22 protein-coding genes are annotated in these 24,389 nt (G+C 72.2%); 7 read left to right on the forward strand and 15 right to left on the reverse strand.

What is annotated here, in order from left to right; translation table 11 throughout:
- Positions 1 to 232 precede the first annotated feature (232 nt).
- Complete coding sequence (locus VFJ94_RS04870; RefSeq protein WP_325003066.1) at positions 233 to 1,678, forward strand: hypothetical protein; 1,446 nt, start codon at positions 233 to 235, stop codon at positions 1,676 to 1,678.
- Between the two features lie 35 nt (positions 1,679 to 1,713).
- Here VFJ94_RS04870 and VFJ94_RS04875 read toward each other — a convergent pair whose 3' ends face one another.
- Entirely contained in the window at positions 1,714 to 2,898 is a 1,185-nt protein-coding gene (locus VFJ94_RS04875) for a zinc-dependent alcohol dehydrogenase (protein WP_325003067.1), read from the reverse strand.
- 58 nt (positions 2,899 to 2,956) lie between these two features.
- Here VFJ94_RS04875 and VFJ94_RS04880 point away from each other — a divergent pair, with 58 nt between their 5' ends.
- Complete coding sequence (locus VFJ94_RS04880) at positions 2,957 to 3,889, forward strand: SDR family oxidoreductase (protein ID WP_325003068.1); 933 nt, start codon at positions 2,957 to 2,959, stop codon at positions 3,887 to 3,889.
- A gap of 65 nt (positions 3,890 to 3,954) precedes the next feature.
- Here the strand turns inward: VFJ94_RS04880 and VFJ94_RS04885 are convergent, their stop codons facing one another.
- Together VFJ94_RS04885 and idi are read right to left on the reverse strand one after the other, a co-directional pair.
- The gene (locus tag VFJ94_RS04885) at positions 3,955 to 5,037 is read right to left on the reverse strand and encodes a DNA polymerase IV (protein ID WP_325003069.1); all 1,083 of its coding nucleotides are present in this window, start codon (positions 5,035 to 5,037) and stop codon (positions 3,955 to 3,957) included.
- A 134-nt stretch (positions 5,038 to 5,171) separates the two neighbouring features.
- A complete protein-coding gene (gene idi / locus VFJ94_RS04890) occupies positions 5,172 to 5,807 on the reverse strand; it encodes an isopentenyl-diphosphate Delta-isomerase (RefSeq protein ID WP_325003070.1) in 636 nt (211 codons plus the stop codon).
- Positions 5,808 to 5,874: 67 nt separating this feature from the next.
- Here idi and VFJ94_RS04895 point away from each other — a divergent pair, with 67 nt between their 5' ends.
- Both VFJ94_RS04895 and VFJ94_RS04900 read left to right on the forward strand, forming a co-directional pair.
- Positions 5,875 to 6,900 carry a DNA topoisomerase IB gene (locus tag VFJ94_RS04895; protein WP_325003071.1) on the forward strand — a complete coding sequence of 342 codons (1,026 nt, stop codon included), beginning with the start codon at positions 5,875 to 5,877 and terminating at the stop codon, positions 6,898 to 6,900.
- A 143-nt stretch (positions 6,901 to 7,043) separates the two neighbouring features.
- Entirely contained in the window at positions 7,044 to 7,469 is a 426-nt protein-coding gene (locus tag VFJ94_RS04900; RefSeq protein ID WP_325003072.1) for a hypothetical protein, read from the forward strand.
- A 21-nt stretch (positions 7,470 to 7,490) separates the two neighbouring features.
- Here the strand turns inward: VFJ94_RS04900 and VFJ94_RS04905 are convergent, their stop codons facing one another.
- The 11 genes from VFJ94_RS04905 to VFJ94_RS04955 form a co-directional block, all read right to left on the reverse strand.
- The gene (locus tag VFJ94_RS04905) at positions 7,491 to 9,092 is read right to left on the reverse strand and encodes an amidohydrolase (protein WP_325003073.1); all 1,602 of its coding nucleotides are present in this window, start codon (positions 9,090 to 9,092) and stop codon (positions 7,491 to 7,493) included.
- Between the two features lie 175 nt (positions 9,093 to 9,267).
- On the reverse strand, positions 9,268 to 10,323 hold the full coding sequence (locus tag VFJ94_RS04910; protein ID WP_325003074.1) for a TIGR03118 family protein: 1,056 nt from the start codon (positions 10,321 to 10,323) through the stop codon (positions 9,268 to 9,270).
- Positions 10,324 to 10,565: 242 nt separating this feature from the next.
- Positions 10,566 to 11,303, reverse strand: coding sequence for an SDR family oxidoreductase (locus VFJ94_RS04915; RefSeq protein WP_325003075.1), 738 nt, complete (start codon positions 11,301 to 11,303; stop codon positions 10,566 to 10,568).
- Positions 11,300 to 12,511, reverse strand: a complete 1,212-nt coding sequence (locus tag VFJ94_RS04920; RefSeq protein ID WP_325003076.1) for a sialidase family protein — start codon at positions 12,509 to 12,511, stop codon at positions 11,300 to 11,302. The genes VFJ94_RS04915 and VFJ94_RS04920 overlap by 4 nt, the downstream gene beginning before the upstream one ends.
- A complete protein-coding gene (locus VFJ94_RS04925) occupies positions 12,508 to 13,305 on the reverse strand; it encodes an HpcH/HpaI aldolase family protein (RefSeq protein ID WP_325003077.1) in 798 nt (265 codons plus the stop codon). The genes VFJ94_RS04920 and VFJ94_RS04925 overlap by 4 nt, the downstream gene beginning before the upstream one ends.
- Positions 13,302 to 14,279, reverse strand: a complete 978-nt coding sequence (locus tag VFJ94_RS04930; protein ID WP_325003078.1) for an aldo/keto reductase — start codon at positions 14,277 to 14,279, stop codon at positions 13,302 to 13,304. Before VFJ94_RS04930 ends, VFJ94_RS04925 begins: the two co-directional genes overlap by 4 nt.
- A complete protein-coding gene (locus VFJ94_RS04935; RefSeq protein WP_325003079.1) occupies positions 14,276 to 15,121 on the reverse strand; it encodes an ATP-binding cassette domain-containing protein in 846 nt (281 codons plus the stop codon). The genes VFJ94_RS04930 and VFJ94_RS04935 overlap by 4 nt, the downstream gene beginning before the upstream one ends.
- Entirely contained in the window at positions 15,114 to 15,941 is an 828-nt protein-coding gene (locus tag VFJ94_RS04940) for an ABC transporter ATP-binding protein (RefSeq protein ID WP_325003080.1), read from the reverse strand. The genes VFJ94_RS04935 and VFJ94_RS04940 overlap by 8 nt, the downstream gene beginning before the upstream one ends.
- Positions 15,938 to 16,852 carry an ABC transporter permease gene (locus VFJ94_RS04945; RefSeq protein WP_325003081.1) on the reverse strand — a complete coding sequence of 305 codons (915 nt, stop codon included), beginning with the start codon at positions 16,850 to 16,852 and terminating at the stop codon, positions 15,938 to 15,940. Before VFJ94_RS04945 ends, VFJ94_RS04940 begins: the two co-directional genes overlap by 4 nt.
- Positions 16,849 to 17,781 carry an ABC transporter permease gene (locus VFJ94_RS04950; RefSeq protein ID WP_325003082.1) on the reverse strand — a complete coding sequence of 311 codons (933 nt, stop codon included), beginning with the start codon at positions 17,779 to 17,781 and terminating at the stop codon, positions 16,849 to 16,851. Before VFJ94_RS04950 ends, VFJ94_RS04945 begins: the two co-directional genes overlap by 4 nt.
- Positions 17,782 to 17,785: 4 nt before the next feature.
- On the reverse strand, positions 17,786 to 19,423 hold the full coding sequence (locus VFJ94_RS04955; RefSeq protein ID WP_325003083.1) for an ABC transporter substrate-binding protein: 1,638 nt from the start codon (positions 19,421 to 19,423) through the stop codon (positions 17,786 to 17,788).
- Positions 19,424 to 19,653: 230 nt separating this feature from the next.
- Between VFJ94_RS04955 and VFJ94_RS04960 the strand changes: the two genes are divergently transcribed.
- From VFJ94_RS04960 to VFJ94_RS04970, 3 genes are read left to right on the forward strand one after another with little or no spacing between them, the layout of a single operon-like run.
- The gene (locus tag VFJ94_RS04960; protein WP_325003084.1) at positions 19,654 to 20,910 is read left to right on the forward strand and encodes a four-carbon acid sugar kinase family protein; all 1,257 of its coding nucleotides are present in this window, start codon (positions 19,654 to 19,656) and stop codon (positions 20,908 to 20,910) included.
- Complete coding sequence (pdxA, locus tag VFJ94_RS04965; protein ID WP_325003085.1) at positions 20,907 to 21,914, forward strand: 4-hydroxythreonine-4-phosphate dehydrogenase PdxA; 1,008 nt, start codon at positions 20,907 to 20,909, stop codon at positions 21,912 to 21,914. Before VFJ94_RS04960 ends, pdxA begins: the two co-directional genes overlap by 4 nt.
- A 10-nt stretch (positions 21,915 to 21,924) precedes the next feature.
- Complete coding sequence (locus VFJ94_RS04970; RefSeq protein WP_325003086.1) at positions 21,925 to 22,710, forward strand: DeoR/GlpR family DNA-binding transcription regulator; 786 nt, start codon at positions 21,925 to 21,927, stop codon at positions 22,708 to 22,710.
- A 175-nt stretch (positions 22,711 to 22,885) separates the two neighbouring features.
- On the opposite strand, the gene VFJ94_RS04975 is transcribed toward VFJ94_RS04970, so the two are convergent.
- A complete protein-coding gene (locus VFJ94_RS04975; protein WP_325003087.1) occupies positions 22,886 to 24,145 on the reverse strand; it encodes an HNH endonuclease signature motif containing protein in 1,260 nt (419 codons plus the stop codon).
- Between the last annotated feature and the right edge of the window lie 244 nt (positions 24,146 to 24,389).

Raw genomic sequence — 24,389 nt, forward strand, 5'->3', positions numbered from 1 at the left:
GAGGTCGAGCTCGAGGGGCACGGCTTCCGGTGGCTGCTCCTGCGGCGGCCCGGCGACCCGCCCCTGGTCTGAGCACCCGCCGGAGCACCGGCACTCCTCGTCGTCGCCCAGGTGCCTGCGCACGGCATACGGTGTCGGTCACGGCCCCGCACTCCGTCCGCTGGTGAGACGCGAGCCTCGATTCGGCGTGAACCGCGGACGGGTCGCGGCCTGCCGTGGTTCACTTCCGCGCATGGCCAGCCCCGAGCGCGCACCCTCCTCCATGCACGCCCTGACCCGGAGGCGCTTTCTGGCCCTCGGCGGTCTCACCGCCGTCGCGGTCACGGCGGACCTGGCGCAGGCGCCCAGCGCCTCGGCGGCGACGGCCCAGCTGAGCCTCGACTTCGAGAACGGCTCGCTCGGCGCGCCGATCACCCAGCATGCCGGCGCCGCGCTGGGACGGGGCTACGCGCACTCGGGAACCCTCGGCTGCCGCCTGGACCCCGCGACGACCGCCGGCCGCGTCGCCTACCTCGTGGTGGACCGCAGCGGCTTCGCCCTCGACCAGCCCTACGCGACCTTCGCGATGTACTTCCGCCTGGTCACGCAGCCCAACCCGGGCGACACCTACATGAACCTGTTCGAGATCGGCAACACGAGCACCACGAGCCCCAAGTCGCAGTTCACGGTGTTCTTCCGCGACAACAGGCTCATGTGCGACTTCGGCTACGTCGAGACCATGGACCTCGGCCCCGTCCCAACCGTCGGGGAGTGGCACCTGATCCAGGCCGTCGTCCACTTCGGCTCGACGAGGTACACCGCCGACGTGAGCCTTGACGGGGCACCCGCCACGACCCTGACCTCGGCGAACAACAAGACGGCCCAGAGCGTCAAGGTCCTGTGGATCCACTACCCGGGGGTCGCCGTGGACTACACGATGGACGTCGACGACGTGCTCATGACGACGTCGCGCACCAAGCCCGGGTTCCTGCTGCCGCTCGCGCCGGCCGGCTCGGGCTCGCCGGCCGCCTTCGGCGAGAGCTTCGAGGGCGGCGCCGTCGGCACCGAGCCGACGACGGCGAACACCTCCTACGACCAGGCCCCCCGCGACGCGGGTGCCGGCAACGGCACGGTCGCCGCGGCGTTCGCCGTAGACGGCGTGCGCGGCCAGTGCGTCCGCTTCCGCAACACGCGGATCGCGACCGACACCTACGGCTTCCTCGGCAAGCAGCTCGGCACCCAGCGCGTCGTGCACCTGCGGCGCTACTACAAGCTCGACGCGCTGCCGGACCACCGCACGAGCGTGTTGCGCTACACCGCCGGACGCAGCGCAGACGGGCAGGTGGCCGGCACCAACAACGGCGGCTTCGCGCTCGGAGGCGCCCCGCAGGAGTACAAGTTCACGCTGGTCAACGGGGACACCAACGCGACGCGCTCCACCGCCACGGTGCCGGTCCGCCAGTGGTTCCGGGTCGAGACGAAGGTGGACTTCACCACCAGCCCCGGTGTCCAGACGGTGCGGCTCTTCCTCGGCGCCAACCTGCACGGCACCGTGCCGGACGAGACGCTCACCGCCCGCCTCACGGGCACGTACACCGACCACGTCGAGGACGGCATCCTCAGCAACCCCAACGCCCTGGTCAGCGTCGCCATCGACGAGGCGGCCGGCGGCGCCGACTGGCAGGGCCCCGCCGTCTGAGTGCACGCAGCGCCCGTCGTCAGAACGTCAGGGCGTCAGGGCGTCAGCACCACCTTGAGGCAGTGGTCCTCCTTGTCGCGGAAGACCCGGTACATCTCCGGCGCCTCGTCGAGCGGGACATGGTGGGTGGCGAGGCTCTCGAGCCCGAGGACGTCGTCCGGCTGGCTCGCGATCGCGAGCAGCTCGTCGGTCCACCGCCGCACGTGGCACTGTCCCATCCGCAGCTGGATGCCCTTGTCGAAGAGGTCCATCATCGGCATCGGATCGGCCATGCCGCCGTAGACGCCGCTGATCGACACGGTGCCGCCGCGGCGCACGGACGCGATGGCCGTGTGGAGGGCGTCGAGCCGGTCGATGCCGGCCTTCTCGATGGCGGCCCTCGCGATCGGCCCGGGCAGCCGCTTCGCGAGCCCGATCGCCTTCTCCGCCAGTGGGTTTCCGTGCGCCTCCATGCCCACGGCCTCGAGCACGGAGTCGGGCCCGCGGCCGTCGGTCATGGCGCGTAGCTCGGCGGCGACGTCCGTGACCTCGGTGAGGTCGACGGTCCGGGCGCCGGAGCGTCGGGCCAGCTCCAGCCGGTCGGGCACCAGGTCGACGCCGATGACGTCGTCGACGCCGCGGTGCCGCGCGGCCCGCACCGCCAGCTGCCCGACGGGCCCGAGACCGAAGACGGCGAGCGAACCGCCCTCGGGGACGGCGGCATACTCCACTCCTTGCCACGCGGTGGGCAGGATGTCGGAGAGGTAGAGGAAGCGTTCGTCGGGCAGCTCGGCGGGCAGCCTGACCGGGCCGAAGTCGGCGTGCGGCACCCGGACCCGCTCGGCCTGGCCGCCCGGTACGGCGCCGTAGAGGCTCGTGTAGCCGAAGAGGCTGGCGCCCTTGCCCTGCTCGCGGTTCTGGGTCGTCTCGCACTGGGCGAAGAGCCCGCGCTCGCACATCCAGCAGTTGCCGCACGAGATGTTGAACGGCACCACGACCCGGTCCCCGACGGCGAGGTTGCCGACGGCGGCACCCACCTCCTCGACGATGCCCATGAACTCGTGGCCGAGCACGTCGCCCGGTGTGAGGTAGGGCGCGAGGACGCCGTAGAGGTGCAGGTCTGAGCCGCAGATGGCCGTGGACGTGACGCGCACGACGGCGTCGGTGGGCTGCTCGATCCGCGGGTCGGGGACCTCGGCGATCCGCACGTCGTTGATGCCGTGCCAGGTGAGTGCCTTCATGCCCCGACCGTATGCCGCGGAGCCGCCACGCGCGAGGCCGCCGGGCTACGGTCGGGGGATGACCAACGCACCGATCGCGCTCGTGGCCGGCGGGTCCCGTGGCCTCGGCCTCCTGATCAGCCGCGAGCTGCTGCGCCGGGGACACCACGTCGTCATCTGCGCGCGTGACGCCGACGAGCTGGCCCGCGCCGTGGAGCAGCTCGGCGGCCGAGACGTCGAGAGCCGGGTCTGCGACGTGCGTGACCGCGCGGCGGTGGGCTCGCTCGTGGCCGACGTCGAGGAGTCCGTGGGGCCGATCGACACCGTCATCACCGTCGCCGGCATCATCCAGACGGGACCGGTGGAGTCGATGACCTTCGAGCACTTCGAGGACGCCATCGACACGATGACGTGGGGCCCGGTCAACGTCGCCCTCACCGTCCTGCCGGCCATGCGGCGGCGCGGACGCGGCCACATCGGGACGGTGACCTCGATCGGCGGCATGGTGGCGCCGCCGCACCTGCTGCCTTATGCCACAGCGAAGTTCGGCGCGGTCGGCTTCTCCGACGGTCTCGCGGCGGAACTGCACGGCACTGGCGTCTCCGCGACGACGATCGTGCCGGGGCTCATGCGCACCGGCGGTCACGAGCGGGCCTACTTCGTCGGCGCGGCCGAGAAGGAGTACGCCTGGTTCGCCCCGGGCGCCTCCATGCCGCTGCTGTCGATCGACGCCGACCGCGCCGCCACCCGCATCGTCGACGCCGTGCTCGCCGGCAAGCCCATGGTCGTGCTCACCCCGCTGGCCTGGGTCGGCATCCGGGTCCGCGGGCTGTTCCCGGGCACCACCACGCGGCTGATGGGGGTCTTCGGGCGGCTGCTGCCGAGCGCGCCACCGGGCGGCGGCACGGAGACCGTCGTGGGCCGGGAGGCCGACCGCCGGCTCGGCTCCCGCGTCGTGCGGGTCCTCGAGACGCTCGGCACGCGCGCCGCGCGGCGCAACAACGAGCGCTGACCCCCAGTTGTCTGGGGGGCTGGGTATCGCCATAGCGCTATCCCGCCTCCCAGTTGTCTGGGGGGTCAGAGGCGGCCGCGGATCGGCGTGCGCGGGGTGGGGTCGCCCTCGTCCGGCATGACCATCTCCGCGCGGACGCCGAGCAGGCGGACCTGCCGGTCCGGGTCGAGCGTCCCGGCAAGCGCCAGCGCGGCCGCGACGACGGCGTCCCGCTCGGTCGTCGCGACTGGCAGCTTCCGGCTGCGCGTCTGCGTGAAGAACGGGGCATAGCGCACCTTCAGCGTGACGCGGAAGACCGGCCGATCCTCCGTGACCGTGTCGTCGAAGACCTGTCCGGCGAGCTCGCGGACCGCGTCCTCCACCTCGGCCGGCGTCGTGAGGTTGTGCTGGTAGGTCGTCTCCCGGCTGTGCCCGCGGGCCACCCACGGCGTGTCGTCCACGACCGCGGAACCGATCCCGCGGCCGAGCTCGCCATACCACCGCCCCATTCGCGGGCCGAACTCCGCGACGAGCACGTCCAGGTCGGCCCCCGCGAGCTCTCCCACGGTCCGTATGCCGTGCGCCTCAAGCCGCTTCGCGACCCGTGACCCGACGCCCCAGAGCGCGATCGTCGGACGGTCTCCCATGACCTGCGCCCAGGTGGCCTCGGTGAGGCGGAAGACCCCGCCGGGCTTGGCGAAGCCGGTGGCGATCTTCGCCCGGATCTTGTTGTCGCCCACCCCGACCGAGCAGTGCAGCCGGGTGGCGTCGAGGACGGCGCGCTGAGCCGCCCGGGCGAAGCCCTCGGGGTCGCCCGTCTCCACGCCGAGGAAGGCCTCGTCCCAGCCGAGCACCTCGACCACCGCCCCGAGTCCCCGGAGGGCGGCCATGACGTGCTCCGACGCCTCGGCATAAGCGGGCGCGTCGACGGGGAGGAGCACCGCATCCGGCACACGGCGCGCCGCCGTGCGCAGCGGCATACCGGAGCCGACCCCGAACTCGCGCGCCTCGTAGGAGGCGGTCGCGACGACCGCCCGCTCGCTCGGGTCACCCCGCCCGCCCACGATGATCGGCAGACCGGCCAGCTCCGGACGGCGCAGCACCTCGACCGCGGCGATGAACTGGTCGAGGTCGACGTGCAGCACCCACGGCCGGGACGCCTCGCTCACGCCACGAGTGTCCACGACCTGCGGTGCCCGTGTCACGGCGCGGTGCGCACCAAAGTGGCCACTCGACGGGGAGGGGGGCGCGGCCCGAACCAAAGTGGCCACTCGACGGGGAGGGGGCGCGGTGCGCCGTGTGGTCACGCGGTATGCCGTGCCCGCTCCGGCGGGCAGGCCGGCGGCAGCAGCGCCGGGTCGGCGACCGGCCAGGCGTCGGGGTCCGGCCCAAGTCGGACCAGGGCGGCGACCTGGGCGAGGCACCACGGCGACACGGTGCGGCGGCGCTCGACCACGTCGGCCGCGAAGCGCGGCCACGGCACCCACTCGTGCCCGTCGACCTCGGCTGGATCGGGCGCAAGGTCGCCGACCCCTGCGACGCGGCCGACGTAGACCGGGCACAACTCGTTCTCCACCACGCCGGACATCTCGGCGCGGTAGCGGAACTCGGGCAGCGCGAGGCGCACCCCGGTAGCCACCACGCCGAGCTCGTCGGCGGCCCGCCGGACGACGGCCACACCGAGCGGCTCGCCGGGCCCGGGGTGCCCACAGACGGTGTTGGTCCACACGCCGGGGAAGGTTCGCTTGGAGGCGGCCCGGCGGGTCACGAGCAGCCGCCCCGACGCGTCGAACAGGTAGGCGGAGAAGGCCAGGTGCAGCGGCGTGTCCTCGCCGTGGACGTCGGCCTTGGGCGCCGTGCCGATGGCGCGGCCGGAACGGTCGAGGAGGACGACCTCCTCCGGCCGGGTCTCGCGGGTCGCGGGCGCGGGCACTGTCATGGGCACACCCTAGGCGTGTCGGTATGCCGCATGCCTGTGGCGACGGGCAGCGGGGTAAGAGGGGCGCATGGCCCGGCTGCGCAAGGTCTCCCCCAACTCGCCCGGATGGACCCGACGGCGGTCAGGACGGGGCTTCGTCTACCTCGACGGGCAGGGAGCGCGCCTGGCAGCCGAGGACGTGGAGCGGATCCGGTCGCTCGCGATCCCTCCGGCCTGGAGGGACGTGTGGATCTGCCCGCACCCGAACGGCCACATCCAGGCCGTCGGCACCGACGACGCGGGGCGCCGGCAATACCTCTATCACCCGGACTGGAGGACCAAGCGTGACCGTGCGAAGTTCGAGCGCGTCACGACGGCCGCGCAGAGGCTGCCCGCCGCCCGCCGGAGGGTGGCCCGCGACCTCGCCAACGAGGGCATGCCCTACGAGCGGGCCGCCGCGGCCGCGGTGCGCCTCCTCGACCTCGGCTACTTCAGGATCGGCAGCGACGCCTACGCCGACGCCAACGGCTCCTTCGGCCTGACCACCCTCGAGCGGAGCCACGTCCGCAAGAAGGAGGGCACCGTCGTCTTCAGCTTCGTCGGCAAGTCCGGGGTGAGCCACACGATCGAGATCGACGACGCGGACGTCATCCGTGCCCTCGACCGCATGCGGGCCCGGCGGGACCGCCGCAGCCGCAGGCTCCTCGCCTACCAGGACGCGAAGGGCTGGATCGACCTCGACGCGGCCGCGGTGAACAGGTACCTCTCCGACCTGCTCGGCGGGGAGATGACGGCCAAGGACTTCCGCACCTGGCACGCGACGGTCATCGCGGCCGCCGCCCTCGCCTGCTCCGACGAGCCGGGCACCACGAAGGCGTCACGCCGGCGTGCCGTCAAGGCGGCCGTCGAGGAGGTGTCCGCCTACCTCGGCAACACCCCGACGATTGCCAAGGGGTCCTACATCGACCCCCGCGTCATCGACCGCTACGAGGCGGGACAGACGATCGGGGAGGCGGCCCGGCGGCGCTACCGGTCGACCGCGGCCCGGCAGCTCTCGCTGGAGCGGGCCGTGCTGGAGCTGCTCGGGGAGGCCGGCACGCCGACGGCGCCGTGAGGCGTTGCGGGGCACGGGCGCGCGACTTTGACGGAACGGCCACCGTGCTCGTCGCGAGTGGCGACAATGGGAGGCAAACACGCGTGCGCTCCGTCGGCAATCCTCGGAGGATCCCCGGCGTGACGCGGTGAAGTGAGCAGGCAATGGCAGCTGTTATCGGGACCCTCAACGATCCCGTCGTCTGCGTCCGCCTGGCCGCGGCCGAGCCGGACCTGCTGGCCCCCGGCATGCTGGTCATCGTCGACGGGGAAGGCTGCATCACGGCGTGCGAAGAGGAATACGACGTGCGCGTGGCGGGTGTCGTCTCCGGCCCCGGAAACGTCGGTGCCGTGATCCTCGACGCGACGGCCGACGGAGTGCCCGTGGCGCTGCTCGGCACGTCGTGGGCCTGGGCCGACGCCGGGGCGGGCGCGATCGCCTACGGCGACATGCTCACGACGTCGACGAAGCTGGGCCACGCCCGCGTCGCCACCGACCGGTCTCGCGCCTTCGGGGCCGTCGTGGGCAAGGCGCTCACGGCACTGCCAGCGGGGACCGGCCTCGTCCGCGTCCTCCTCACTCCCCGGTGACGGCCGGCGGACCGGCCCTGCTCACGACCGCGCGAAGACCCGCTCCCCGGCCACCCACGTCTGATGCACCTGCACCCGGTCGAGCTCGTCCGGGTCGATCGAGAAGGGGTCGCGATCGAGGACGACGAAGCTGCCCTCGAACCCCTCGGCGATGACCCCGACGTGGTCGAGGGGGCACACCGTGCCGGCCCGACCCGTGTACAGCAGCAGCGCCTGGGCCACGGTGACGGCCTCCTCGGCGTTGATGTCGGCGCCCGTGTGGGCCCGGCGCAGCACCGCCGCCTTGAGCGAGACGAAGACGTTGTCCGCGTCGGCCCACGCCGTGGCCGGCGTGTCGGACGACAGGGCGAGGTGACGAATCCCGTTGTAGAGAGAGCGGATCGGGTAGGCGACCGGGAACTGGCGCTCGGTGAGGTTGGCGGCATACGCGGCGTGCTCGGCGAAGAGGAAGATCGTGTGGGTCACGACGGCGAAGGACATCCGCGCGGCGTTGATCTGCTCGATGAGGGCGGGCCCCACGAGGGTGGCGTGCTCGAGCCGGATCGAGGGCAGGTCCCCCAGCCAGGGCTCCTCGACGCCGAGGAGCCCGACGACGTGCTCCAGCGCCCGGTCGCCCATGGCATGCACCGCGACCTGTACGCCGTTGCGCCGCGCCCACGCCACCGCCTCACGCAGGTCGGCGTCCGAGGCGGTCCGTATGCCGTGCGAGCACGAGTCGGGGTAGGCCTCCTTCGTCCACGCCGTGCGGTTCGAGAACGCCCCGTCGAGGAAGAGCTTGACCCCCGCGACGCGCACCCGACCGGTGCGGTGGGCGTCGGTCAGCTCGGGCAGCGGCCCGTCGCGCAGGTCGGTCCACCCGAGGTAGAGGCCGATCTGGGGCACGAGGCCGGCAGCCGCCGCGTCGCGGAAGAGCTCCAGCGGCTGGGGCAGGACCGTCGACCAGAGGTCCGCGACCGCCACGACGCCCCGCTCGAGGAAGTGCCGGCTCAGACCGGCGAGTCGCGCCACCAGCTCCGCGCGCCCCGGCCGGGGGATGACAGCCCGCACGGCGTCGGCCGCGGCCACCTCCGTGAGGACCCCGGTCGGGTGGCCGCCGGAATCGCGCTCGAACCGGGCGCCCTCCGGGTTGGGTGTGTCCCGGGTGATGCCCGCGAGCTGCAATGCCCGCGTGTTGCACACGGCCGAGTGGCCGTCGCAGCGGACGACGAAGACCGGCTGGGTCTTCGAGACGCGGTCGAGGTCGGCAGCCGTGGGCGGCCGCCGGTCGGGGAACGACTGCTCGTCGTAGCCGAACCCGAGGACCCACGTGTCGTCCGCCCTTCCGAGGTCGGGGGACGTGCGCAGCCGGTCCACGAGCGCCTCGCGCGAGCGGACGTCCGGGGGCAGGCAGCTCACCCACCCGGCGAGGGTCGCGAGGAGTGCTGGATGGCTGTGGACGTCGAGCAGGCCCGGGAGCACTGCGCGACCGCCGAGGTCCTCGGCCCCGGACCGCTCCACCGACGTCAGGCCCGCCTCGTCGCCCACCCACGAGAACCGGCCGTCCGTCACCCGGAAGGCCGTCGCGAAGTCGTCCTCGCCCGTGCCGAGGAAGACCTTGCCACCCACGAAGAGGCGTGTCGTCATCAGGTGCTCCAACTGGCGCGGGGATCGGCTGCTGCGATCATTCTCCCCTGCCGGCCAGGCGTGCCACCCTGCGGCCGTGAGGATCCGACGCATCGGCATCGGAATCCCACGGCGCGCAGGGCGGTTCACGGCGGTGACGAGGCGGTGCGCAGCTGGGCCGGACCGCCTCGATCGGTCAGTTCGGGTGGATGAGACCGAACAGGCCGTGCGCGTAGTTGTCGATGCCGGCCGCGAACAGCAGGTCTCTCGGCGTGCCGGTCTTGCCGTTGCCGAACGCGAGACCCCAGAGGCCGCTGTTGGCGATGACCTTGCCGTTACGGTCCCTCAGCTGTCCCCTGAACGCACCGGTCGTCGGGTCGAGGACGTTGATCCGGCCGTCGTTCACGTTGCCGACGAGCAGCATGTTGCCGAACCGGCCCCAGTGCGGTGGGGACATCACCATGCCCCACGGCGCGTTCAACCGAGCGTCCTTCGACAGCGTGCGGACGAGGTCGCCGTTGAAGCGGAAGACGCTGATCGCGCCACCCGGGCTGCCGTCCGGCATGGCGTACGCCACGTAGACGCGCTCACCGATCACGGCAACGTTGTACGGCACGAGCTTGCCGACACCGGGGTCCATGAACTTCCTTGAGGCGAAGACCTTCTGGAACTTCCCGCCGAACACCTCGACGCCGTTCGCGAACGACGCGGCATACATCCGCGGGCCGAGCGGCGTCTTGGCCACAGCCATGCCGAGATACCCGTCGAAACGGTCGAACCGGGTGGGAATCGCCTCCGTCACCGGCTTGGCGGTCGGGCCCCAGCCGCTCGTGTAGCCGTCGAACCCGTTGAAGAGGAAGAGCGTCGGCACCGTGACGCCGTTCTGCTGGGCGGCGAACGCCCCCGTGTTGTTGAAGGCGATCCCCGTCGGCCCGGCCGGCGTCTGCACGACGAGCTTCAGCGCGAGCGGGTCCTTGCCGTTCGCACCGGCATACACCTCCGACGTCGCGGTGTTGTTGTTGTTGATCCAGACCGGCGTCTCCGGTCCCAGGGCGATTCCCCACGGGTTGGAGACTCGGAAGTCGGTGATCCTGGCAAGGCCGGGCACGTCGGACACGAGGTTCACCTGCGTGTAGCCGCCGGCATCGACCGCGCTGGCACTCTGCGAAGGAGCCAGCGCTCCTGCGGCAACAGCAACCGCCGTCAGCGAGACGGCGGCGAGTCGGCGCTTCGGCAGGGACCGGATTGACAACAGAGATTGCATGGACAATGACATGGCATCTCCCCTTGCGCGGGTTGCACGGAGGGGACGGGGTGTCGCCTGCGTCAGCCCGCAACCTACAAGGCTAGTGCGCAACGCCGCTCGGCGGACAGTGCCCAAATCGCCCCAATGCCGGGCTCCGCCTGGAGGCCGGCCCTCGCGCCTCGCCGGTGAAGGGAGGTTCTCCGGCACCAGGCGCCGGAGAACCTACGCCGATCCGCCGCGGTCGCCATTCAGGCGAGGGAGGCGCCGCCGCACAGGACGAGGGTCTGGCCGGTGATCATCGCGCCGGTCTCCTGGAGGAGGAAGAGCACCAGGTCCGCCACCTCGCCCGGCTCGACGAGGCGGCCCAGCGGCGGCACCTGTGGCGGCGTCGCGGCGCGGGCCGGGTCGTCGAGCATGGCCGTGCGGGTGGGGCCGGGCGCCACGACGTTGACCGTGATCGCCCGGGGCGCAAGCTCGCTCGCCCATGAGCGGGCCAGGGCCGCGAGCGCCGCCTTCGTCGCGGCATACTGGCTCTTGCCCGCCACCCCCGTCATCGTCCGGCTCCCGACGAGCACGACCCGGCCGCCGTCGCGGAGCCGCTCGGCGAGCCGGTCGACGAGCACCTCGGCGGCACGGACGTGGACGGCCCACATGGCCGCGCCGTCGCGCGCGTCGAGGCTGCCGAGGTATGCCGACCGCAGCAGACCGGCGCAGTGCACGACCGCGTCCACGCCGCGATCGCCGAGGCCGCCGTCGACGCGGCCGCCGTCGACGAGGTCCGTCACGCGGGCGAGGCCCTGCTGCAGCGAGGTCAGGTCGGTCAGGTCGCACGGCACCCAGGTGACGTCGACCGGCTGTGGCCCCCGGCTGCGACTCAAGGAGATGAGGCGCCAACCACGACCGACAAGTGCCTGCGTGACGGCGAGCCCGATCCCCGAGCTGCCCCCGGTCACGACGGCGACGGGGGCGTCGGACGGTGACGTCATCTCGCCGCGGCCAGCAGCCCGGCGACGAGGTCGGCCGGGAGGTGCACGTGCTTGATGGCCCGCCGGTGGTAGGTGAAGGCGACGTGGAGGTCGCCGTCGGGACCCGGAAGCACCGACGGATAGCTCAGCTCGCGGTTGAGCCCGTCGCGGGAGTTGTTGGACATGCAGTAGCCGTCCCCCGTCTCGAGGTCGAGGAAGACGGGCCAGCTGCGGCCGTCGTCCGGTGACAGGCTGAGCCGAAGGGGCGCGCGAGGCACGCCCCAGAAGGCGGTCTGTCGGTCGGGGTCGATCTGGGGCTCGGCGACCTGCGGCCCGTCGACCTCACGGATGCCCTCGTCGTCGATCTCGTCGTAGAGGGACACCCGCCGCTCGGTGGCGTCGGCGGCGCTCGTCGGGTTGGACACCAGCGCGAGCACCCCGCCGCCGAGGGCCACCGCCTGGATCGACGAGTTGTTGTTGGGCAGCGGCGTCGGCGTGGGCTCGGTCCACGTCGTGCCGTCGTCAGTCGACGTGCTCTCCCAGATCCAGTCTGCCCAGCGGCTGCGGAAGCTCGCCCACAAGGAGCCGTCCTGCCGCACGACGACGCCCATGTGCACGCAGCCGAGGGACCCGGGCACGGCCGCCTCGGTCCACGTCTGCCCGCCGTCGTCGGACCACCAGACGCTGCTCGTGTCCTCGTTGCCGACCCACCTCTCGCCGGGCACGGAGACGCAGTTGAAGACGGGCACGAGGATGCGCCCGCTCGCCAGGACCACGGGTGGCTGCCGCACGAACACGCCGCGGCCGCCACCGGCCGGGAAGAGGACCGTGGGCGGCTCCCACGACCGGCCGCCGTCCCGGGACACCCGACGGCGCACCTCGGACGTGTCCTGGTTGCCCGCCACCTGCGCGGTGTAGAGCAGCCACACCTGGCCGCCCGGCGCGCTGAAGAGCACGGGATTCTGCTCGGAGCGCGTCGGGTCGCCGCTCAGCACCACGGGGTCGAGCCACGTGTCAGATCCGGCAGGCAGCCGCGAGAGGTGGACCGAGATGTCGGCCACGCCCTCCTGGGTGCCGCCGAACCACACGCAGGCCAGGTCGCCTCCGGGCAGCCAGGCGAGGTTGGCAGCGTGGCACTGCACGGTGGGCGTCGGCAGGTATGCCGCCCACCCACCGCCCCGGCGCGGTCGGAGCCGTCCGTCGGCGGGCAGCTCGCTGGTGGCCGTCACGCCTGCCCCCTGGCCGCTCGGAGGTGGGTTGCCGCCGCCTGCTCGAGGTGCACGAGATCGGCCGACACCGTCGCCAGCGTGAACCCCTGACCCAGCCGCTTGGCCGCGATCTGGCCTCCCGCCGTGTGGAACCCGGCTGTGACTCCGGCCTCGCGTGCCGCCACGCAGATCCGCTCGGCGGCGGCCTCGAAGGCGTCGTCGACGGAGGCGTCGGTCGGCGAGCTGCCCCCGACGGCCAGTCGCAGGTCCGAGGGGCCGATGTAGATGCCGTCGAGCCCGGGCGTGGCGCAGATCGCCTCGACGTTGTCCAGGCCCTGGGGCGTCTCGATCATCGCGAGCACGACCGTGGAGTCGTTGGACTCGGCCGGTGTGGGGCCGATCCGCAGCGCCGAGCGCATGGGCCCATAGGACCGCACCCCGACGGGCGGATACCGCGTCGCCGCGACCGCGCGGGCCGCGTCCTCGGGCGTGTTGACGAGCGGCACGATGACTCCGGCTGCGCCGGCGTCGAGCGACTGGCCGATGAGGAACGGGTCGTTGGCGCCGACGCGGACGAGCCCGACCGAGGCACCACCGGCGTCGACCGCCATCATGCCCGCGAGGATGCCCTTGTAGTCGAGCAGCCCGTGCTGGGCGTCCAGGCACACGTAGTCGTAGCCGACCCGCGCCAGGCGCTCCGTCGACACGGGCGAGTCGAGGACCACCCAGTAGCCCACGAGCGTCTCTCGGGCCCGGACGCGGCGTGCGAAGTCGGCGACGCGACCCTCCGCGGCGCGACCCTCGGCGGCGCTCATCGGTTGTATCCCGGCATGGAGCCGAGGAGCGGCGCCCCGGCTGCGTCGCAGGCGGCCACGACGTCGTCGGCGAGCGGGCCTGCTTGTGCGGCAGCGACATTCGCCTCCAGCTGCTCCGGCTTCGAACCACCGAGGAGGACGGCGGACACGACGGGCTTGGACAGCAGCCAGCGCAGGGAGAGCTCGGGCAGCGTCACCCCTGCGTCGGCCGCGATCGCGGACAGGGACTCGACGGCCCGGAACGTCGACTCGTTCCAGTAGCGGTCCTTGTACATCCCCGACAGCGCCGACGACCCGAACCTGCCCTCGGTCGGGGTGGCGGTGAAGGAGTGGCGCCCGGTGAGCAGCCCGCCACCGAGCGGGTTGTAGACGATCGTCGAGAGGCCCTTGGTCGTCGCGAACTCCACGTATTCCGCCTCGATGCGGCGCGCGACGAGGTTATAGAGCTGCTGCGCGAGGACCGGGCGAGGGGTGCCGAGCGCGTCGCAGGCGGCGAAGACGTCGCCGATCTGCCAGGCGGCGTAGTTGGACACCCCGATCGCGCGGACCTTGCCCTCCTTGACGAGGTCCCCCAGGGTGGCGACGGTCTCCTCGACGGGCACCGAACGGTCCGGCTGGTGCAGGTAGTAGACGTCCACGTGGTCGGTGCCGAGGCGCCGCAGGCTCGCGTCGAGCGAGGACCGCAGGCCCGCGGCCGACAGCAGCGGCGCCCCACCGGCGTCGCCGGGGTAGATGCCCGCCTTGGTGGCGATGGTGACCTCGTCCCACCGGCCGGCGAGGATCTCGCCGAGCATCGACTCGCTCCGTCCGGCGGCATACCCGTTGGCGGTGTCGATCGAGGTGATGCCCGCCGCGAGCGCCGCGTCGACCATGGTGCGGGCCGTGTCGAGGTCGACGGTGTCGCCGAAGGTCATCGTCCCGAGGACGAGGCTGGGCAGCGGCCGGGGGAGCCCCGGGAGCTCGAGCGTCTTCATGCGGTCTTCCTCTCCGCCGCCCGGGAGGCGGCGATGGCACGGATCAGGTGGCGTGGCTTGACACCGGTCATGAGGCCGGGCTCGAGCGCGGAGCGGCGCAGCCGCTGGGTGTACTCGTGCTGCGGTCGGGCGAGGAGGTCAACGGTGCGGCCCTCCTCGACGATCTGGCCGGCGCGCATGACGACGACGTGCTGCGAGATGGCGCGCACGACGCCGAGGTTGTGCGAGATGAACAGGTAGGTGAGGCCCTGCTCCCGCTGGATGTCCGCCAGCAGCTCGAGGACCTGCGCCTGCACCGAGACGTCGAGGGCGCTCGTGGCCTCGTCGCACACGAGCAGCTCCGGCTCCGAGGCGAGCGCCCGGGCGATGCCGATGCGCTGGCGCTGCCCGCCCGAGAACTCGGGCGGCTTCCGATCGAGAGCCGAGGTCGGCAGGCCGACCCGGTCGATGAGCTCGGCCGCCTTCTGCCGCTGGACCTTTCGGGACTTCTCTCCGCGCACCGCGATGGGTTCGGCCACGATCTGCTGGGCCGTCAGGTGCGGGTCGAGGGACCCATAGGGGTCCTGGAACACCATCTGGACGCGGTGGCGCAGGGGACGCAGCTTCGCCTCGCTCATCGTTGCGAGGTCGGTGCCGTCCAGCTCGATGGAGCCCGAGGTGGGCCGCAGCAGCCGCACGAGCGCCTTGGCGATCGTCGACTTGCCGCAGCCGGACTCCCCGACGATGGCAAGCGTGCCGCCGCGCGGCACGCTGAAGGAGACGTCGTCGACGGCTCGGAACGCGTGGCTGCCGGTGCCGTACTCGACGACGAGGTGGCGCACGTCGAGCAGCGTGTCAGCCATGGCTGTTCTCCTTCTCCAGGGCCGGGTCGTGCCAGGGGCCGAGCTCGGGGATGGCGCCGAGCAGCTTCTGCGTGTAGGGGTGCTGGGGGTGGTCCACCACCTCGGTGACGGGTCCGCCCTCGACGAAGGCCCCGGCCTTCATGACATGGACGCGGTCGCTCATGAGCCGCGCCACGCCGAGGTCGTGGGTGATGAGGAGCAGGCCGATCCCCGTCTTCTCCTGCAGCTCGAGGAGGAGGTCGAGGATGCCCGCCTGGACCGTGACGTCGAGGGCGCTCGTGGGCTCGTCGGCGACGATGAGGTCGGCGTCGGTCGAGACCGCCATGGCGATGAGCACGCGCTGCAGCATCCCGCCGGAGAGCTGGTGAGGGTATGCCGCGAACTGCTTGTCGGGAGTGCGGATGTGGACCTGCTCCATGAGGTCGAGCGCCTTGGCCCGGGCCTCGGCGGTGGACAGGCGCGGGTACTTGATGCGCACCGCCTCGGTCATCTGGCGCCCGATCGTGGCGATCGGGTTGAGTGCCGTCATCGGGTCCTGGGGGATGAGGGCCACGGCGCGGCCCCGGAGGCGGTCGATCACGTCGCGGCTTCCCGTGACGTCCTCGCCCGCGATCCGGGCCTCACCCGAGATGACCGCCAGGTCGTCGGGAAGCAGGCGCAGGATCGCCATCGCCGTCGTCGACTTCCCCGAGCCGGACTCCCCGATGATCGTCACGGTCTCGCCACGGTCGATGTGGAAGCTCACGCCGTCGACGGCGCGCACCACCCGGTCCCCGGTGATGAGCTCTACCTGCAGGTCGTTGACCTCGAGAAGTCTCATGCGTCGGCTCCCTTGCTGCGACGGACCCGGTCCCGCAGTCCGTCACCGATGAGGTTGACGCCGATGACGAGCAGGGCGATGACGACGCCCGGGATGGTGACGAGCCACCACTTGCCCGTCACGAACAGCTCCCTGCCGTCGCTGATGATGCCGCCCCAGGTCGGGTAGGGCCGCTGCACGCCGGCGCCGAGGAACGACAGCGCGCTCTCGAGCAGCACGGCCTGCGCGAGGAGCAGGAGCACGACGACGAGGGCCTGCTGCAGGATGTTGGGGATGACGTGCTTGGCGATGATGGACACCCGGTGGAGGCCGAGCACCCGCGCGGCTGCGACATAGGGCTTCTCCCGCTCGACGAGCACGAGGGCGCGGGTGATCCTGGCCGGCTCGGGCCATTGCGCGAAGGCGATGACGAGCGTGATGACCGGGATCGAGGGCCCGAAGAGGGCGACGACGAGCAGCAGCATGAGCAGCAACGGCAGCGACATCTGCGCCTCGAGCAGGCGGGAGATGACGGTGTCCACCCAGCCGCCGAAGTAGCCGGCGGCGGCTCCGGCGACGATGCCGACGACGCCCGACACGACGATGGCGAGCAGCCCGATGAGCAGGGACGTCTGGCCGCCGTGCAGCACCCGCGAGAGCAGGTCCCGCCCGTTGGGATCGGTGCCGAGCAGGTGCCCGGGGCTGAGCGGCGGCAGCGACGACTCCGCGAGCCGCCCGACGATGGGGTCGGGCAGCGGCAGGACGCGGGCCAGGATCACGGGCACCGTGACGACGCCGGCGCACACGGCGCCGAGCCAGATCTTCACCGTGCTGTAGCGGCTGCGCCGGACGGCGGCGGACCGCCGACGAAGCGCAGAGGTGACGGCGGACGGCCGCTCGGGGACGTCCTGGGTCAGGCTGGCCGCGGTCATGAGCTGGCCTCTCCTAGGCGGACGCGTGGGTCCATGAGCGGGTAGAGCAGGTCCACGAGGAGCTGCACGACGAGGGCGAGGACGACGGTGACGAGCACGGTGGCCTGGATGAGCGGGAAGTCGCGCTGCTTCAGGGCGTTGACGACGAGCTCGCCGACCCCGGGCCACTTGAAGACGACCTCGACGATGACGACCCCGTTGAGCATCGCGGCGAAGCGGGTCCCCAGGGCCGTCACGACCGGGATGGCCGAGTTGGCGAAGGCATACCGCCAGGTGAGCCGGCGCTCCGACACGCCCCTGGACCGCGCGACGGTCACGTAGGGCGAGGCGAGGTTGACGACCATCTCGCGGCGGACCAGCCGGGAGATGAGGGCGACCTGCAGGATCGCGATGGTCACCGTCGGCAGCACGATGGAGGCAACCGAGTCGAAGCCGGCCGGGGCGAACCATCCCAGGTTGACCGCGAAGACGATGAGCAGGACGAAGCCGATCCAGAAGTCCGGCATCGACTGCCCGGCGATCGTGCCGATGTTGGCTGCCAGCTCCTTCGCGGTGTTGTTCCGCCGGGCCATCCACACGCCGAGCGGCACCGCGACGACGGCCGTGACGAGGATGGCGGCCACGGCGAGGGTCACGGTGTAGGGCAGCCGCTCCAGGACGACCTCGAGCGCGGGGCGCTTGAAGAAGAACGACGTGCCGACGTCGCCCTGGAACAGGTGCGTCAGGAAGGTCCAGAACTGCACCGGCAGCGACTGGTCGAGACCGAACTGCTCGCGGATGGCCTGCAGCTGCTCCGAGCTGGGGTTGGGCGGTGCGTAGTTGGCTGCCGGGTCACCGGGCGCCATCCGCAGCAGGACAAAGACGGTCGCCGTCGCGAGGAAGGCGGTGAGGATCGTCTGACCGATCCTCTTCAGGACGTATTTCCCCATGGCGTCAGCCCGAGACGGCGACGGAACCGAGGTCGTAGGAGTTGATGGGGCGCAGGTTGAGCGTCGCGACGCGCTTGCGCTTGGCGAGCACGTTGTTCGGCGTCCAGGCCCACATGGCCGGCCACAGCGCCCAGATCTTCTCCTGGGCCTGGGCCAGCAGGGCGTTGCGCTTCGACTCGTCCGCCTCGGCCGCGGCCTGGTCGAGCAGGGCGGTGATCTCCGGGACCACGAAGCCGTGGTAGGTGTCGCGCGTCTTCTCCTTCTCCGCCGTGCCGCCGTACTGGCCCTGCAGGTTGGTCAGGGCGAGCCCGGTCTGGTTGCCGTAGCCGTTGGCGAGCACGTCCCAGTCTCCCGCCTCGCCGCGCCGCCAGGCGTTGATCTCGCCGCCCTTGGGGATCATCTTCAGCTCGGCGGTCACGCCGACCGCGGCAAGCATCTGCGAGATCGCCTCGAGGACCCGAGAGGCGCCGGCGAACTCGGAGTCCTCCCAGATGAACCGGAGCTTGAGCCCGGTGGCTCCGGCCTCCGCGAGCATGGACTTGGCCTTGGCGGGGTCGTAGGTGTAGTCCCCGGTCTTGGCGAAACCGGCCAGCGTCTTCGGCACGACGCCCTCGGCGGAGGTCACCTGGCCGTTCATCAGCGCCTTGATGAGCGAGTCGTGGTCGATGGCGTGGCTGAGGGCCTCACGCACCTTCGGGTCCGCCACCGGGTGGCCGGCCGGCTTGCGGAAGTTGTAGAAGAGGTGGATGAGGCGGGTGCCGGGGGTCTCGATGACGTCGATGTCGCTCTTCGTCTTGAGGGACGCGGCCGACTCCGGGGTGATGGTGTCGATGACGTCGGCCTGCCCGGAGGTGATCGCGATGACGCGGGCGCCCTCCTCCTCCTGGTAGCTGACGTTGACCTCGTCGAGCTTGGGCGCGGTGCCCCAGTAGTTGGGGTTGCGGACGAGTCGGTAGGTGCCCGTGCCCGAGTTGGCGTCGGCGATCGTGAAGGGCCCCGTCCCGAGGCCCGTGCCCAGCTCCTCGGGCTTGTTGGCGGCCGCGGGGGTGATCAGGATGTTTGACATCAGGGAGTTGAGCGAGACGACCGGCCTCTTCGTCGTCAGCGTGAACGTGCGATCGTCGACCTTGGCGAAGGCGGGCTGCTCGGGGAACTGCGACGCGACGTAGCCGGCCTTGACCTGGAAGTACATCTTGAGCGCCGTCTCGACGTCCTCGACGGTCACCTTGGACTTGTCCGAGTAGTGGATGTCGTCACGCAGCTTGACCGTCCAGACGGTCGGCTTGGTCTGCTCGAAGGACTGGGCGAGGACCAGCTCAGGCTTGAGGTCGTCGCCGATCTTGGTCAGCGCCTCGCGAACGGCCCGCTGGACCGTGACCGCGGCGTCGTACTGGTTGAGCTTGTTGTCCAGGCTGACGAGGTTGCGGTTGAGCACGATGCTCAGCTTGCCGCCCGCGGCCCCCGCGGCCCCCGCGGTGCCGGCGGGGTTGGTGGCCGTCTTGGGGCCGGCGCAGGCGGCGAGCGCGGGCGCGGCGATGGCGCCGGCGCCGAGCAGGGAGGCGAACTTCAGGACCGAGCGGCGCGAGACGTCGCGCGTCGCCTGGTCGGAAAGGGAAGGACGTGCGGGCGGGCGCCGGGTCATATGGACTCCTCGTTGAGCGGTGGCCTCTACCGCGCTGCGCATCGCGCGCCGTTGCGGTGGGATTACTGTGCCACCATTGCACGGATCGCGCAATGGCTGTAGCGTATTTGTTGCACGAACCGCGCAGCACCGAGTCCTCGTGACCTGGGCCAGGCGGTGAGTCCGAGCGGCATCGGCGCCTTGGTTCCCTTGCCCCGCAACGCGTTTCAGAGCCACGGTGAGGAGGATCGGTGGGCAGGCTGGAGTTGGCCATCGTCGCTGACGACCTCAGCGGGGCGGCGGAATGCGCGAGCGTGGCGGCTCTGCGCGTTTCGCGCAGCACGGTGCTCCTGCAGCGTGCTGACCGCGCCGTGGGCGGCCCCGTGGTGGACGCCCGGGTCGTCACCATCGACACCGACTCCCGCCAGGGCGCGCCAGGCGCCGCTGCCGCCGCCGCGCGCCGCGCCGCTCGCGTGGTGCACACCGCCCCCACGGTCGTGAAGAAGGTCGACTCGCTGCTGCGCGGCAACGTCGCGGCGGAGGTCGCGGCGGTCGCCGAGGAGCTGGGCCGCGTAGCCGTCGTCGCGGTCTCCAACCCGGCGTCCCGGCGCGTCGTGCGGGACGGCGTCCTCAGGGTCGACGGCGCGCCCCTGCACGAGTCCGGCCTCTGGCACGTCGAGGGCCGTATGCCGCCGCGCTCGGTCGCCGAGGCGCTCGCCCCCTTGCGGGCGGTGCTCGTCGGGCACGAGGTGGTCGACCGCGGTCCGGCGGCGATCGCCGAGGCGATGGCTTCCGTCACCGACGCGCACGCCGTGCTCGTGTGCGACGCAGAGAGCGACGCGCACCTCGACGCCGTCGCCGAGGCGGCGGCGTCGGTGTGGGCAGAGCCTCTCCTCGTCGGATCGGCCGCACTGGTCGCCGCGGCCGTGCGCGCCCTGGCGCTGCGTGCCGACGGCGACCCGGCGCGGACCGCGTCCATGGTGGACGAGTCGCCAGCCCGGACGCCCACGGTGCCCGCGCTGCTGGTCGCGCTGGGGACGCGGGCCCCCCTGGTGTCCACCCAGCTCGACCGTCTCCGCGGCGGCGCGGCATACGTCGAGCTCCTCAGCCCACCCGAGCTGCTCACCGACCAGCGCCGCGTCGCCGACCGACTGGCCGGGATCCCGCGTGAGGGGCTCGTCGTCGTCGCCCTGGACCCGCACGCCCCGGCCGACCCGGGCGTGTCCCGCCGCCTCACGGCGGCGTTCGCCGAGGTCGTCGCCCCCGTCGCCGCCGAGTTCCCGGGCGTGTTCCTCTCCGGCGGCGAGACGGCGCGCGCGGTCCTCGACCGCACCGGAGTGGAGGCGCTGACCGTCGAGGCGGAGCTCGAGCCGGGCACGGTCGTCAGCTCGACCACGGCCGGCCAGCTCGTCGTGACCCGCCCGGGCAGCTACGGCGACGCCGACTCACTCGTCCGAGCCACCTCGCACCTCCTGCGTCACCCAGCCACCATCAAGGAGCACTCATGACCACAGCCCTCCCCCGCATCGCCGTGACCATGGGAGACGGTGCTGGCATCGGTCCCGAGATCATCGTCCGGGCCCTCGACGACCCGCAGACCGCCAAGCTCGCGCGGATCGTCGTCGTGGGCGACGCGCGTCGGCTGCGCGAGGCGGCGAGGATCGTCGGGAGCCTGTCCGAGGTCGTCGTCGTGACGGACGTCGAGCAGGCGGAGGAGCTGCCCGGGCGGATCAACGTCATCGACCTCGACCTGCTGCCCGAGGGCCTGCCTTTCGGCCAGCTCTCCGCGGTGGCGGGCGACGCGGCCTACCACTACATCCGCGTCGCGGCCCAGCTCGCGGTGGCCGGCAAGGTGCAGGCCATCTGCACCGCGCCGCTCAACAAGGAGGCCCTGCACGCCGGTGGCCATCTCTTCCCGGGGCACACCGAGCTGCTCGCCCACCTCACCGGCACGCCGGAGGTGTCGATGATGCTCTCGACGGAGCGGGTCAAGGTCATCCACGTCACGACGCACATCGGCCTGCTCGACGCCGTGGCCCGCATCGAGCCGGGCCTCGTCGAGCGGGTGATCCGCCGGGGCCACCAGGCCCTCGTCGACGCGGGCACGCCGCACCCGAAGATCGGCGTGTGTGGCATCAACCCGCACGCGGGCGAGAACGGGCTCTTCGGCTACGGCGAGGAGGAGTCCAAGATCAACCCAGCCGTCGAGGCGTGCCGGCGCGACGGCATCGACGTGCACGGTGCGCTGCCGGCCGACACCCTCTTCTTCCTCGCCGGCCGCGGCGACTACGACCTCGTCGTCGCGATGTACCACGACCAGGGCCACGGACCGGTCAAGGTCCTCGGGCTCGAGGCCGGGGTCAACGTCACGGTCGGGCTGCCGGTGATCCGCACGTCCGTGGACCACGGCACGGCCTTCGACATCGCCGGCAAGGGCATCGCCGACCACCGCTCGATGATCGAGGCCCTGCGCCTCGGTGCGGAGATGGCGCCGAAGCCGCAGGACGCCTAGGGTGCCGAGCGTGGCGAGGCACCCGGCGCACGCGAGAAGGGCGGAGATCGTCCGGCTCGCGACGACGAGCGGCCTCGCGAGCGTCGAGGAGCTGTCGGCGTCGCTCGGGGTGACCGCCTCGACGATCCGCCGCGACCTCGCCAAGCTGACGAGCCAGGGCAAGCTCGCCCGCACCTACGGTGGCGCCATCAGCCTCGGGCACCACCCCGAGGCCTCGCTCCGCCAGCGGCTCGGGGAGGCGTATGCCGCCAAGCACGCCATCGCGCGGTGGGCGGCCGCGCAGGTGCAGCCCGGTGAGACGATCCTGCTCGACGCGGGTTCGACGACCGGAGCGCTCGCGGAGGAGCTGTGCAGCGTCGCCGGGCTGAGCGAGCTGACCGTCGTCACGGCCGGTATCACCGCCATGGCCCGCCTGGCCGAGGCCGACTTCGACGTCATCGCCCTCGGCGGCCGGCTGAGGCCGCTCAGCCAGGCCTTCGTCGGCCCGTTGACCGAGTCGGCGGTGCAGCGTGTCTCCTTCGACCGCGCCTTCATGGGTGCGGACGCCGTGCACGCCGAGCGCGGGATCTGCGAGGCGGCTCTGGAGCAGACGCGCCTCAAGGAGCTGATGATGAGCCGGGCCGAGCACACCTATGTGCTGGCCCACGCGGAGAAGCTCGGGCAGTCACCCTTCCACGCGTGGGCCGTCATGCCGGCGCGGTGGACGCTGGTCACCGACGAGTCCGCCGACCCAGAGGAGCTGGACCGCTTCCGCGGCAACGGCGTCGAGGTCGTGGTCGCTCCCGCAGTCTCCTGACCCTGGCCGTATGCCGCCCGAGTCGCGTCCCGGCACGTTTCCTCACCACCGCGACGATGCCCAGGCGCTCCCGAGCTGAGCACCTCATCGCGGCGCCGTCGAGGACCGGGCCGTGACAGCGTCGGTGCCGGGCATGCCGACACCGCCCACCACAGCGGGCGGCGGGGCGGGACCCCTACACGTGCCAGGTCACACCGGTGGCGGTCACGGTCGCGGTGTACCCGCGGACGTGGACGACCGGGTGATGTCGGCCGCAGAGCAGAGCCCCGTTGTCCAGGTCGGTGCGGCCTCCGTCGATCCAGTGGCGCACATGATGGGCGTCACACCACTGTGGCGGCATGGTGCACCGCGGGAAGGTGCAGCCGCCGTCGCGGATCGCAAGTGCCCGCTTCTGCGCCGGCGTGAAGAAGCGCTCCGCCTCGCCGAGGTCGAGCAGCTCGCCCTTGCCCCCGAGCACGGCGGGGATGATGCCGGCATCGCAGGCGATCCGCCGACAGGTGGCGGCGGAGAGCACCTCGCCGTTGCCCGCCAAGCCGGCCCCCCGGATCTTGCCGAGCAACGCGTCGAGGCTCATGGTGATGAGCAGCCGTGCCTTCTCGGTGCGGGGCGCACCCTCCGGCGCGCACATCGCCCGCGACACGAGCTCGAGCAGCGCGTCGGCTCGGCGGGCTCCCGGTGTCCTCGGGTCACCTCGCTCCTCACCGACCGCATCGCAGTCCGGGCGAGGCCGGGCGAGTGGGTCGACGGCGGCATCGAGCAGCGCGGCCCCTTCCGCATCCAGCCGCAGGTAGTACTCGATCATCCCCGCAGAGGTGCCTCGCCGGCTGAAGAGCCGGGCCGCCCGCTGGGCCTCGTCGAGCCGGTCCTGCTCGGCCGGCGGGCGCAGCGTCGCCCTGGCGTGCGCGAGCAGGCGGGTCAGCTGCCGGTCATCCAGCGTCGCGGCGTGCTCGACCAAAGAGGCGACGACGTCAGCCAGGTGCTCGCGATCGGCCGCAAGGACCATGTCCTTCTCGAAGCGCACGATCCTCGTCGCCTTGCCGACCGAGACCTGCCCGGTGCGCACCCGCTCCGCCAGGTCGGTCCACTTGGGCTGAAGCAGCGCCCCGGCCAGGGTCGTGAGCGCGGCCGCACCTGAGACGTCAAGTCTGTCGGCCTGCGCGCGGACCCAGTCGGTGCGCGACAGCCCCTGGTCGCTGCCCAGGCCCCGCCCCTCCGCCTCACCGACGAGCACGGCGCTCAGCGTCTGGGCCAGCTCCCGGATCTCCTGCGCCTGGGCAATGGACGCGCCGACCGCGGCCTCGGGAAGCTGCCACGTGGGATAGTCCCGGACCAGCAGCCGCACGGTCGCCGCCATGGCCGCGAGCAGGTCAGGCAGCGCGTGGCCGGAGGACGACTCATCGGTCCGCGGCGGCTCTGCCATGGTCAGCTCTTCCATGTCGCCAACGCTAGATGCGGGCACCGACAGTGCCCCGAGGCCGCCGCTCCCGGTCGCGTCCGGGCCACCGCGGGCCGATCAGGACGTATGCCGCCGAGCGCGGCCACGCGCCCCGACCCGGTGCTCATCCGGCCTTCGTGAACTGTTCGGTGCCCCGCGTCGTCATCCTCAACGGGCCGCCGACCAGCCGGCGACCACGACGGGCCGCGGGCGGGCCCGCCGCTCACAGCACATCTGCCGAGTT

The organism is Intrasporangium sp. (assembly GCF_035688975.1).
Lineage (GTDB): Bacteria > Actinomycetota > Actinomycetes > Actinomycetales > Dermatophilaceae > CALMNV01.

Bases quoted from the DNA above. Each gene is read 5' to 3' on its own strand.
- VFJ94_RS04870 (WP_325003066.1), top strand. From the start codon at position 233: ATGGCCAGCCCCGAGCGCGCACCCTCCTCCATGCACGCCCTGACCCGG.
- VFJ94_RS04875 (WP_325003067.1), bottom strand. From the start codon at position 2,898: ATGAAGGCACTCACCTGGCACGGCATCAACGACGTGCGGATCGCCGAG.
- VFJ94_RS04880 (WP_325003068.1), top strand. From the start codon at position 2,957: ATGACCAACGCACCGATCGCGCTCGTGGCCGGCGGGTCCCGTGGCCTC.
- idi (WP_325003070.1), bottom strand. From the start codon at position 5,807: ATGACAGTGCCCGCGCCCGCGACCCGCGAGACCCGGCCGGAGGAGGTC.
- VFJ94_RS04895 (WP_325003071.1), top strand. From the start codon at position 5,875: ATGGCCCGGCTGCGCAAGGTCTCCCCCAACTCGCCCGGATGGACCCGA.
- VFJ94_RS04900 (WP_325003072.1), top strand. From the start codon at position 7,044: ATGGCAGCTGTTATCGGGACCCTCAACGATCCCGTCGTCTGCGTCCGC.
- VFJ94_RS04905 (WP_325003073.1), bottom strand. From the start codon at position 9,092: ATGACGACACGCCTCTTCGTGGGTGGCAAGGTCTTCCTCGGCACGGGC.
- VFJ94_RS04915 (WP_325003075.1), bottom strand. From the start codon at position 11,303: ATGACGTCACCGTCCGACGCCCCCGTCGCCGTCGTGACCGGGGGCAGC.
- VFJ94_RS04925 (WP_325003077.1), bottom strand. From the start codon at position 13,305: ATGAGCGCCGCCGAGGGTCGCGCCGCGGAGGGTCGCGTCGCCGACTTC.
- VFJ94_RS04930 (WP_325003078.1), bottom strand. From the start codon at position 14,279: ATGAAGACGCTCGAGCTCCCGGGGCTCCCCCGGCCGCTGCCCAGCCTC.
- VFJ94_RS04935 (WP_325003079.1), bottom strand. From the start codon at position 15,121: ATGGCTGACACGCTGCTCGACGTGCGCCACCTCGTCGTCGAGTACGGC.
- VFJ94_RS04940 (WP_325003080.1), bottom strand. From the start codon at position 15,941: ATGAGACTTCTCGAGGTCAACGACCTGCAGGTAGAGCTCATCACCGGG.
- VFJ94_RS04945 (WP_325003081.1), bottom strand. From the start codon at position 16,852: ATGACCGCGGCCAGCCTGACCCAGGACGTCCCCGAGCGGCCGTCCGCC.
- VFJ94_RS04950 (WP_325003082.1), bottom strand. From the start codon at position 17,781: ATGGGGAAATACGTCCTGAAGAGGATCGGTCAGACGATCCTCACCGCC.
- VFJ94_RS04955 (WP_325003083.1), bottom strand. From the start codon at position 19,423: ATGACCCGGCGCCCGCCCGCACGTCCTTCCCTTTCCGACCAGGCGACG.
- pdxA (WP_325003085.1), top strand. From the start codon at position 20,907: ATGACCACAGCCCTCCCCCGCATCGCCGTGACCATGGGAGACGGTGCT.
- VFJ94_RS04975 (WP_325003087.1), bottom strand. From the start codon at position 24,145: ATGGAAGAGCTGACCATGGCAGAGCCGCCGCGGACCGATGAGTCGTCC.